This is a genomic window from Vallitalea sediminicola (assembly GCF_054408565.1).
In genome coordinates, this window is sequence record NZ_BTPT01000010.1 from 67,910 (window position 1) to 80,073 (window position 12,164).

Sequence of the window (12,164 nt, forward strand, 5' to 3'; positions counted from 1 at the left end):
TCCTCCTTTTATTTATATTTATTATAATTAATCAGCTGTATTATTTACAACCTCATATTATACTTTTTATTCCTTGATTGCACCTATAGTAACACCTTTTACAAAATACTTTTGCAAGAAAGGATATAACATTATGATTGGTAAAGTTGTTAATACTATTGTTGCAGCTCGTACAGTTTCTGGTGTTGGTTTTGAAACAGCTTTGCCTGTAAGTGCCGCAGTCTCTGAGATACTCTGTGTCATTTCACTTTCCTTTACCACTTTCAGTAGGATATATTGTAATGTGTTAAGATGGTTTTTAGTTATATACAATAGATTGCTCATCCAATCATTCCAATGACCTACTGCTACCCATAAGCATATAGTAGCCATAACTGGTTTACATAAAGGTAAAATAACCTTGAACAGAATTTGTATCTCATTAGCACCATCCAGATATGCAGATTCCTCTAGACTCTTTGGTATACCCTGCATGAAAGTACGTATAATTATCATGTTATAAAATACAAATGAACCAGGTATTATATAGACCAAGAAATTATTAATCAAATGAAGTTTCCTAAAAAGTATGAAGTTAGGAATTATACCTGCATTTATGAACATAGGTAATAATAGGAACCATATAATGAAATTTTTGCCTGGTAACTTCTTACATGTCATAGTGTAAGCCGCACTTGTTGTTACTATTAACCCAATAGCTGTACCAGCTATTACTCTTGTAACAGAAACTATGATAGCATCTTTAATACTAGGGTTAGTGATTAGTGTCTTAAAATTATCCATTGTGAATTCTCTTGGAAATATAGTGATTCCTCCAAAGCTCGCATTACTACCAGTGTTCAGTGATAGAGCAAGTTGGTTGAGAAAAGGATAAACTGTAACAATACAAAGTAAAATCATAATTACGATATTAAAAATATCAAATACTGAACTTCCATTAATCTTCTTTTTAACCTTTATCATATTACGTTCTCCTTTACCATATTGAAATACCAGAAAGTTTTTTTGCTATTTTATTTACTACAAATACGATTAGAAAGGATACTATCCCTTGTGTAAGTCCAAAAGCTGTAGCTAATGAATAATTACCAATATTAAGACCTTGCCTATATACTAGAGTGTTGATAACCTCTGTCTGTTCTTGTATAAATAGATTCTGCAACCCATACACTTGTTCGAAGTTGGAAACTATAAGACTTCCTGTATTTAAGATCAAGATGATAATTGCTGTTGGCAATAGACTAGGTAGAGTTATGTACCATATCTGCTTGAATCTGCCACATCCATCTACTATTGCTGCTTCATATAGCGAAGGACTGATAGCAGCTATTGAAGCTAAGAATATTACTGAATTCCACCCTACATTTTTCCAGATATGAGAAAAGAATATTATTTTAAGAAAATTACCTGCATCCATAAAAATATTAATTCTCTCAATACCTCCTCCAAATAACCAGACTCTCATATCATTGAAGGAACCATTGATTGCAAAGAAACCATAGAATAAGGCTACTACTGATGCCCATGAAAGGAAATAAGGCATGTAACTAATAGTCTGTACAACTTTTTTAAATCGTAAATTCCTTAATTCGTTGAATAACAAAGCTAATATTATTGGTAACGGAAATCCTAGGAACAATATTGTACCACTATATATGAAAGTATTCTTTATTGCTAATATAAAGTTTGGCATTGTAAATATCTTTATAAAATTCTCAAGCCCTACCCATTCACTACCACTAAATCCTTTAATGATATCAAAATCTTGAAAAGCCATTATGACTCCACCTAATGGCAAATAGTTAAATATAAGGGTATATAGAATTGCTGGTAATATAAGAATATAGAAATATTTGTATTTCTTAATATTAAATAGAATGCTACTAATTCCACTATCAGTAACATTTTTGTCTTTTGTTATATTCATATTTATTCACCTTCTTCTTTCATTGTATTATTCTGTACTATATATATAGCTAGTATTAAAGCCATTTAGCGGCTTTTTTAAATCTATTATGAGTATACTTTTTTTCTAATTAATATACAATAACACAAAATGATTAAAAATATAAATATCTCACTGACTGTGTATAACATAAATTGATAGTATGGATAAGACAAAAAAATCTCTCAGTTATATAAACATCTAGTTTTTCAAACTTTAATTGACATTACTATTAAACACTTATAAAATATATTTATGTTAAATTAAATAATATATCGAAATATGTAATTTTTAGAACTAATTTCAATAACTGATTACATAGATAAAAAAACTATTGATTTAATGTACTATATATTACACTTAATAAATATCGGAGGTAGCATTATGAAAAACAAACTAATTATTTCCTGTCTGCTTATAGGCATCATTCTTCTTATCCCTAATCAGGCATTTGCTAGTTGGAATAATTTTGCATCACTCAGTTATGAGGGAACTGCTTCTAGCAATACATCCAAGGATTCTAAAGAAACATTTAAGATGGTTTATCCTAAAATGGATATACCACAACTTGAGAAGAAATATGGTGTTACTATATCAGTAGAAGAAGGCTTTTGGCCAAAAGATTCATTACTTCAAATGATGGATAGAATTTATTCTAGATTTCCAGACGGATTGATTAAAGAAATGACTTCTTATTATAAGTCAAAAGGAATCAAGACTAACATAAGATTTATATATAAACAAACAAGTCTTGGTGGAAGTTTTTCTGATAGCGGCAAACATATTTATCTGAATTACTATCCAAACCCTATTGGTAATAGCTTTGCAGAATGGACAATTGCTCATGAAATGGGACATTACGTTCATAAATACATAAGTGATATCTATGGTTATAATAAACTCAAAAAAGAATGGACTAGTATCAACGCTGGATTAAGTTATAAGAATGAAGGTTGTGAAGAATGGACTGATTCTCATTACAAATATTTTGTAAGGGATTATAGTACAAAAAATTATTCTGAAGACTTTGCTACTCTATTTGAAGTCATAGCTGGTAATTCACCTGTACGATTAAGAACCATGCTTATGGAAGAAGGCGACCTTCCGTTAAAACAAAAAATTGATTTATTAAATAATGTATTAGTATCCAAGGCAAAAAGTGTAACAAGTCTAGATAATCTATGGGGAAGAGCAATACCCCAAACCCCAAGCGATTTTGCTAAAGTTACATGTAATAATGCTGCTGAATCAGGATTAATTCCTGAGGGAGACACATTTGAAGGTTTATATACTTCAAACATAACACGTTTAGATTTTTGTGAACTTATTATTAATCTGATAGAAAAGGAAACCAAGATGACTCTAGAAGAATTTGTTGAAAGTAAAGGTTTGAAAAAAGACTGGTACTATCTTGATAGTTTTGGTCAAGGTGGAGTATATAAAGTTGATACTAACAATCCTTTTTGTGATACAAGTAATGAATCAATCTATGACCTACATTCATTAGGTATAATAAATGGTGTAAGCGATTGGCGATTTGACCCAGAAGGACTTCTTACAAAAGAACAAGTTGCGACGATACTATATAAAACTGCATCTGTATTAGGAAAAGATTCAGATTATATTGTTTATGAATATGCTGATAGTAATAAAATCAGTAACTGGGCTAAAGAAAGTATCAATTACGTATCTTCAAAAGAAATTATAGCTATAGGTGGAGATAAAGTATTTTCACCAAAGAGCAAATTTACTTATGAAGAAGCGTATACAGCTATTTATAATTTTTATACTAATTTATAATAAGATTGTATGAGGTTTTTATAGTATAAAACAAAACATAAAACCCTTAAAGATTCATTACTATCTTTTATAGAAACGGCATATATTCCCATTAAAAAGTTATATATGCCGCTTTCTAATAAACAATTATCTCTATTTCTTAGGAATTAGATTCTTTTATGAATTTTAATGACGATTCTCTATCTATCTCCAAATATGTTTTTTTAAATCATTAATAGCTTAAATTTAATATTTGTACAATTATTTAAATACTATTACAAGCTTCTCTTGTTAATTATTATAATAATTGTTATAATATAATTATTGAAACAATAATTATTATTAAAATATCTTAAAATTTATTATAACCTATAATAATATATAGCAAGTTAATGTTTTAATTATTCAATAAATATTTCTTAGCTAAATAAATAGAGAACTGCTATAAAATTTCAGAAGGGATTTTACTTATGAAAAACCACAAAAAGAAAACCAATCAAGAAATAAATAAAAAATTGAGTATATATCTAAAAAATAGTAATGATAGTACATATATTGATGAAGAAATAAAGGACAAGATATGGAACGATACCATTAAAGAAATACATCAAAACCAGTTAAAAAGAAACTATATAGTTGGGAGAAGATATAAATCTGTTGTCACGGCAAGTCTACTATTAATTATGCTAATTTCATTAGATTTGTCTAGTAATGCTAGTTTATTTAAAAGATTATTTTATAATATAAATGATAACACAATTGAATTTTATACTAGAGAATATAAGAATTCTGAAGAAAATAGAGATTATGAGTTAGATAATGAGATAGTAGAAATTAATGACAATGGTGATAGAAATTTTATATCGCCGATAATACCACATAATTTCAGTGTTCAGAATATAAATAAGAATGATTCTGGTACTAATATAATTATTTATATGTGCAGTAATGATAATAGAATTATACAAATAAACCAAAAATATATTACTGATAGAGATTCCACTGGTTTAGTTAAATATAATCAAGATTTATTTGACATTGAAACTTTTAATAATAATGATATAGAGTATAATATCATTCAAAATGACGCTTTGACCATTAGTTTATTTGTTATAGGTGATATTGAATTTGAAGTACAAGGAAATAGTAAACAAGAAGTATTAGACATAACTATGTCATTACATTACTAATATTCAATAAGCTTAGTATTTATTTAATAAATTTATAATACTAAGCTTATTGAATATATTATATTTATTTAACAGTAATGGAAGCTGTTGTATTTACATCCAAATAATTAGTTCCATCGACAGTTGCATAATGGTATGTTTTAAGTCTATATTCTGAACCTACATTTATTTCATGATAACAAGGTATTTTACTAATCATACACGTATTATATTCTGTATATGTAAACGTTTTTACAGTATCCCATGAGCCATCTTTTTTCTCTTGAACATTAATTTCTAATTTCAAGCTATCACAGGTCATAGTAGAAGAAGTTGAACTACTAATACTTAAACAAGACTCTGAGTCAGTTATAAAATCTGAAATATAAGCTAATGGATCATCTTTTGGTTTGGCCATAGATCTAAGAAATGTATGCCCTACCCTAATATCTTTCACTTTGATTTGATTTTCTTGAGCATTAACTCCCATAGATAGTACTGATGTCAATAAAACTGTTAATAATAATAATTTAATTTTTCTCATTTTTTAATCTTCCTTTTCTTTAATTTATATTTGTATTAAAAACCCTCTCAATTATATAAGGGCTAAAAACACAAAAAGGTTACAAAAAAATCGAAAAAATAAAATAAATACAATTTTATTATCTAGATATGACATTTATTTTAGTTTATTTTATTGTTAATGTTAAATTTATGTTACTAAATTTAATGCGAGGTCATTATGTACAATAAATTTTATCAACGTTTTACAAGTATGCATATAAATTCATCGATATTGTTATTACGCTATTTATTAACTGTTATTAATCAAACTATAGTTTAGGGGATGAGTAATTTTGAAATTTCCCTGTGTATTAAAGCTTGATAATAGAGAATAGTTTCAGAGGCGATATACTGAATTTATACGCCTATAGAATAATCCTAAAACTTAATAAACCCTAGAACTTATTGTAGTGAAAAAGGTTCAGGTAATAAACGTCTTAGAGAAGACGAATTCTATGATTTAACTAAAAAAATTATAGATAGTGCAGAAGGCAGACCGTATACTTATACCCCTAGAGAATGGGAATCTGAATTTATAAATAATATTACACCTATGATTGACATGATTCCTAATGACCTTGCAGATTCACAAAGACAACCAATAGTTGAAGCAATAATAATAACCGAAGTATAAAAATTACAATGTTAATACAGTACAGTTTATAATGCATCAAATAATTTTATTAGTAAAGTATTAAAGTTAACTCTAGATAAAATAATGAATCAAGGGGATGGAGCAGGTGTATTTATAAAGAGTAGTGGGAATAGTAAATTTAATGTAATAATTGAGAGCGAAAACGTTGTATTAACAGCATTAAAAATATAAGCCAAAAAACATTTGAAAGACTTGCAAAAAATTATGGATGGAGATAATACAAATGAAAAAAGCATATATTAATGTTGTTTCTGTGGTAATTTAATTGAATCTAGTATAACAGATGTTACTGTATTAGTAGTAGTATCTAATTGGGATAAAACCATTGAAAAACAACACGCCACTGACTGGTATATAATCTATTTGGCATTTTCATATCATTACAGAGGTTATACCTTTGATGTAATAAAATATAATTGTAACATGAATGGTTTTTTGATATAACATTAATTATAAGAAATGGGGCATAAATATGTGTAAAAAATATTATGAAGGATTAAAAAAACATATAGTGAGATTACGGTTAGAAGATGGTCGTACCGTAAAAAGTATTTCTGAAGAATACGGTATATCAAAAACAGCTATTAAAACTTGGTGTAAAGCATATAGTGAAGAATGCCAATCAACTCCCGAAGGTATATGATTATATGCTGGTAAACAAGAAATTACTCAAACAATTGGAGGAACTTGAAAAGGAAAATAAATTCTTAAAAAAAGTAGCGACATTCTTTGCTAAGAAAATAGATTAGAGGAGTATCTATTCATTCAAGAAAATAATCTTTAATCCGGTGTTAGGTGGTTATTAAAAAAGATTAATATTTATCCTAATACTTATTATGACTTTTTGAAAAAACGCAAAGAAAATTATAATGCAAAAAAATCAGCAGTTTATGATAAAATTAAGCTGATTTACAAAGACAATAATGATATTTTCGGATATCGTCAGATAAAGAGAATGCTGGTGAAAGAATAGATTATTCTTAGTTATCCAACGGTACATAAATATATGAATCAAGATCTTGCTTTTATTCTATCGAAAGAAAAAAGCTACCTAGTTATATTCATGGTAAAAAACATAAACTATATACTAATATATTAAAACAAAATTTTACTGCAACAAAACCAAATGAAAAATGGTGTACAGATTTTACATATATATTTCTAGCTGATGGACGCAAACGTTACATTTGTTCAATTATTGACTTATATTATCGTTCTATTGTTGCTAGCTTAAATGGTAAGCTTATTAATACCTTTCATTTTATACTAGTGATTAGTGAAAATATACAAGAAAACTAGAGCTTTGAGTTAGATAATAAGATTGTGGGAATTATTAAAATATGATAAAAATTTCATATCACCTATAGTATCCGATAGTTATAATGTTTAGAATACGAATTAATGGTTCTAACATAATTGTTAATTATGTAACAATAATAGTATTATAGAAATAAGCCAAAGTATAATATTATTAGAATAATTTCTTAACTATTACTATATTTGTTATAGGTGATTTAAAGTGTGGTATTGGCAAACAATAAACAAACTGTATTACTAATATATTAAACTTAGTTTACAATTATTCGGATTTTTTTATATAATATAACCAATACTAAATTAACGTTTTTGAGTATATAATAAGTTGCCATCTTGGTCATATATATTGATAACATTCCACTGGTTATCTTCACCCATCATAATTATTATCCCTTTTGACTCAATTTTTTCTTCAATATTTTTTTGATTATTTAATTGAACTACAACTTTAGATGCTTTATTATATATCTTTTCATCAGTTATAATGATTGTAATAAACGCATACCCTGATTCCATACCGCTAATAGATATTTTATTTTTATTGGTATCATTATATATACCACTTACGTATTTTTCATATAGCCTATCATTTAAATCAGTATACAATAAATAATATCCTTGTAAACTATTATTTTCAAACAATATTATCGAATATTCCTTTGTGTTTTCTATATCCAAAGGTAAAATTTTTTTTCTTTCAATAAATTGCTTAACTTGATCACTATTTGGTGCATAATATATTACTCTATTTTTATTTGAGTTATAATAATAAAATATTATTATTATTGCAACAAAAAATAATACAATTTTTACTTTTTTGCTCATTAATCTATCTCCTCTTTAATTTTTTTTATAATGATAAATAGACTTCAACAGAATTAATATTTTTTTAATTCTGTTGAATTTTCACTAAATAATATAATGTCTAGTATTTTTATTATAACATTTATGAATGAAATTTAAGATATGTATCAGGAGTATAGATATATCCTGAACCATTCAAATAAATGTCTGCACTATCTTGATAAATTACACTAGTAACTCCACTAACTCCTAAAGTTGAAGTTATATTAAATTCTTCATGAGAAGTAGCTGCTGGATTAATTGTCATTAGCTCAGAAGTCCAACCTTTTGACGTAGAAGAATGGTCTATCTTTAAAGAAGGTGGCCAACTAATTGTAACTCCAAAACCAAATTTATTAACCGTAACTTTTTGATGTAGTTTCATTTTTTGGAAATCGTCACTAGTCCAATATCCACTTGTACCTCCCCATGTTTTATAATTACAAGTCATTCCAGAAGTTGTTACTAGTATCTTTCCCCAAGTATAAGCCATAGCATCATTACTATTTAAATCATATCCAGTATCATTTCCATAATACTCTACATTTAAATCAGGGGCATGAACACTAGTATCCTGAGCTTTTGCTTTCTTAGTTAAATTAATAATATAATTATGAGCTATCTTTATGTCTTTTTTATTAATATCTTTAAATCCATATACCTCTTTTCCATTACTATCAATAGTTACTAATTTAGATGTTTTTCTAGTTTTTTGATCTAGTCTTATATTTTTTATAGATTTTACTTTAGATACATCACTTTCTTTTGCATAACACACAGTTGATGATAAAAATAGTACTCCACACATCATTAAAACTATAATCTTTTTCATTTTTTATTTCCTCCTATTTTTTTTAACTATATATTAATTATTTAGTGAACTTAAAGTTAATTTAGAGATATTTTTAACTATCCATATTGCATGATATGTACTAACAAAAGATGTTTGTTCAGTATCACAATTATTAAATAAACCATTACCTCTATAGCAATTATGTAGTTGTATATTAATATAATCTAATAATTCTTTATCTATTATTAGTTCAAATTCATCATAAGTAGAAATAATAATATATAAATAAAATAAATTTTTTGTATTATCATTATTAATTATTGATTCAGTTGAATTTATTAGAAGATTCATTCTTTCTTTATAATAGTTAGTATCAGTATATTCAACAAATGACATAATTGATGTATGTATGCAATTCAAAAATATACACAATTCTGTATTCTTTTCTTTTTTACATTCTTTTTCTAAAATATAGTCTATAATTTGTTTTGTTTGAATTTCATCTAATATTGTATTATTCAAATTATATTGTTTCAATAATTTTAAATAATTATATAATAACATTATATTATTATCAGATAAATTATCAACTATTTTTTTAATATCTTTTTTTAAGTTTACATTATCAATAGAATCATATATTTTATATTCAAGAACTAACTTATAATAATAAAATTTTTCATTTAGTTCTAATGATAAAAATGTTTGTTTATAATTAATTAAATAGTTATTAATATCATTTTGCTTAAAATCTAACATTTTACATATTTCATTTGCATAATATGTATTAACTATATCACTATCTATTTTTGAGATTGGTAAGTAAAAATTGTTCTGCAGTTTGAACCTATTAAACAAATTTAGTAATTTATCTAAATTTGGAATTTTATAATCATAATATGATAAAGCTTTTATTGCTAAAAATGTTGGTAATATATGTGTATCTGTATTAGGAATCATTCCAAAACCACCATTTGAATTTTGTGTAGAAAGTATATACTGTAATATAATATCGTTATTTAATTTAGTATTTAAATTATTTTCAAATAAAATACCTTTCAAGTCAATATATATATCTATAATATATAATGGTATATCATTTGTTTTTTCTAGTTTATTAATAATATTATTTTCAAATATACAAAACAAATTATATATTTTGTTAATATAATTATAATAATCATAATCTATAAGCTTACTAATTTTTATCAATAATAATATATTACCTATATCAGCTTCACTACAGGTATTTTTTTCTATTAATAATTCAAATTGATCATTTAACCATTTTTGTGTTGTATCAAATTTATACTGTAACTCTAATCGACAAATTATGGATGTTGCCATATAAGTTGATAAATATAATTCACATATTTCATTGCTTTTTTTCTCAATTTCTTCAAAAGCAAAAGTTCCAACTTTAGTTTGTAAAGATAGTATATATTTACTAATATTTTTAACTACAGTTTTATTGTTACTAATATTATTATAATTAACATTAACACAATAATAAATATTAGGTAAATTATCTAATTCCATATTTGAGTTAAATAATGGTAATTCATTAATGTAGTTATTTATATATTTATGCTCATTTAATATTTTTATTGTTTCACTTACAAAATAAGTTGTATAATAATTATTCGACATACTTAATTCTTCTATTAGAAAACCATATCCTTCATCTTCATTACGGGTTTTATTAATAATATTTTGTAAATTATACAAATCTCCATCTTCTAATTTAAGATTAGAAATAAATTGTTCTTCTTTTGTTGATAAATCAATATAATTAATTAAAATTATACTGATTATTAAAATAATAGATATGATTTTTAGATTTATGCAACATCCAATTTTCACTGTCATTTCTTTTCTCCTTTGAAAAATATAAAATTTTTTCTTTTGATAATTCAATAATTTTATTCTTGATTTCTTCATTATTTAATTCATTATATTTATTAAAAAATAAAGCAGCTTGTCCTGCAACTATTGCAGCTGAAAATGAAGTTCCGGAAACAGTTGAATAATTATTATTATAATTTGTTGTTATTAAATTTGTTCCTAAAGTATATATATCAGGCTTACTATATTCATCAAAATCTACCAATGGACTTGAAAATGTAGCTATTTTATAAGTATCTAATCTTTTATTGTAATCAATACTACCAACTGTTAGAACATCAGGTATTATACCAGGATACATAATATCATTATTATTTCCTGCAGACGTCACAATTAATAGTCCGTTTTGTTTCGCTTCTACAATAATATCATATAAAGGATTGACTGAATAATGTTCATTAAAATCTTCAAATCCCAATGATAAACATATTATTTTAATATCATATTTTTTTTTATTATCAATAATCCATCTTATACTATTTTGTATATCAATTATGTTAGCTAAACCATCTTCATCTAAAGCTTTTAAAACTACTAAATTTGATTTTGGAGCAATGCCTTTAAATTTTCCATTGTTCTGATATCCCGTTCCTGCAATTATTCCACAAACTTTAGTACCATGTCCATTATCATCATATGGTTTTTTTCTTCCATTTACAAAATCTACAAAATATTTAATATTATATTTCAAATCACTATGTACATATATTCCAGTATCAATTACTGCTATAGTTACATCTTCACCAAGATATCCTCTATCCCTAATATCTTTTAATCCAAAATTTTCAAGATATTCTTCTAAAGAAAACCCTTTAATCGGTAAATTAATGCAATTATTAATTGTATATCTATTTGTTAAAATGATTATTGCAATAAATATTAAAAATAATTTTATAACAAATATAAATCTTTTAAAAAATATAATAATCTCATCCTTTTAATTTATTTTAAAATCATTAACATAATATACCAAACTAAATATTTTGTCAATAATTAACTTATATTTAATATTTTTGTGTTTTTATAATAAATCATTAAATAATATAAGACTATTTTAATATACATCAAAATACTTGTTATCAATATAACGTATTACTAATAATAATAAAATCGAACAAATATCTTTGTTACTATATAAAATTGTATATCGATATTTAAAAATATTCAAAGTAAATTTTATAAAGAATGTAAAAT

At 25.0% G+C, this 12,164-nt stretch carries 10 protein-coding genes; 3 read left to right on the forward strand and 7 right to left on the reverse strand.

Annotated features, from left to right (window positions below; genetic code table 11):
- Positions 1-66 precede the first annotated feature (66 nt).
- Positions 67-963, reverse strand: a complete 897-nt coding sequence (locus ACX6CF_RS04720) for a carbohydrate ABC transporter permease (RefSeq protein WP_458784149.1) — start codon at positions 961-963, stop codon at positions 67-69.
- A gap of 13 nt (positions 964-976) precedes the next feature.
- A complete protein-coding gene (locus ACX6CF_RS04725; RefSeq protein ID WP_458784150.1) occupies positions 977-1,927 on the reverse strand; it encodes an ABC transporter permease in 951 nt (316 codons plus the stop codon).
- 402 nt (positions 1,928-2,329) lie between these two features.
- On the opposite strand from ACX6CF_RS04725, the gene ACX6CF_RS04730 reads away from it, so the two are divergent.
- Together ACX6CF_RS04730 and ACX6CF_RS04735 are read left to right on the forward strand one after the other, a co-directional pair.
- Positions 2,330-3,745: an S-layer homology domain-containing protein gene (locus tag ACX6CF_RS04730; RefSeq protein WP_458784151.1), complete on the forward strand. Its 1,416-nt coding sequence runs from the start codon at positions 2,330-2,332 to the stop codon at positions 3,743-3,745.
- Between the two features lie 449 nt (positions 3,746-4,194).
- Entirely contained in the window at positions 4,195-4,914 is a 720-nt protein-coding gene (locus ACX6CF_RS04735; RefSeq protein WP_458784152.1) for a hypothetical protein, read from the forward strand.
- A 64-nt stretch (positions 4,915-4,978) separates the two neighbouring features.
- Here ACX6CF_RS04735 and ACX6CF_RS04740 read toward each other — a convergent pair whose 3' ends face one another.
- Positions 4,979-5,437, reverse strand: a complete 459-nt coding sequence (locus tag ACX6CF_RS04740) for a hypothetical protein (protein ID WP_458784153.1) — start codon at positions 5,435-5,437, stop codon at positions 4,979-4,981.
- A 1,147-nt stretch (positions 5,438-6,584) separates the two neighbouring features.
- Between ACX6CF_RS04740 and ACX6CF_RS04745 the strand changes: the two genes are divergently transcribed.
- Positions 6,585-6,755 (forward strand): transposase, encoded by a 171-nt coding sequence (locus tag ACX6CF_RS04745; RefSeq protein WP_458784154.1) that lies wholly within the window; start codon positions 6,585-6,587, stop codon positions 6,753-6,755.
- Positions 6,756-7,729: 974 nt separating this feature from the next.
- Here ACX6CF_RS04745 and ACX6CF_RS04750 read toward each other — a convergent pair.
- From ACX6CF_RS04750 to ACX6CF_RS04765, 4 genes are all read right to left on the reverse strand, one after another.
- Positions 7,730-8,254: a hypothetical protein gene (locus tag ACX6CF_RS04750; RefSeq protein ID WP_458784155.1), complete on the reverse strand. Its 525-nt coding sequence runs from the start codon at positions 8,252-8,254 to the stop codon at positions 7,730-7,732.
- A gap of 121 nt (positions 8,255-8,375) precedes the next feature.
- Positions 8,376-9,104, reverse strand: coding sequence for a hypothetical protein (locus ACX6CF_RS04755; protein WP_458784156.1), 729 nt, complete (start codon positions 9,102-9,104; stop codon positions 8,376-8,378).
- A 33-nt stretch (positions 9,105-9,137) separates the two neighbouring features.
- Positions 9,138-10,934 carry a prenyltransferase/squalene oxidase repeat-containing protein gene (locus ACX6CF_RS04760; protein WP_458784157.1) on the reverse strand — a complete coding sequence of 599 codons (1,797 nt, stop codon included), beginning with the start codon at positions 10,932-10,934 and terminating at the stop codon, positions 9,138-9,140.
- On the reverse strand, positions 10,858-11,898 hold the full coding sequence (locus ACX6CF_RS04765; RefSeq protein ID WP_458784207.1) for a S8 family serine peptidase: 1,041 nt from the start codon (positions 11,896-11,898) through the stop codon (positions 10,858-10,860). The genes ACX6CF_RS04760 and ACX6CF_RS04765 overlap by 77 nt, the downstream gene beginning before the upstream one ends.
- Between the last annotated feature and the right edge of the window lie 266 nt (positions 11,899-12,164).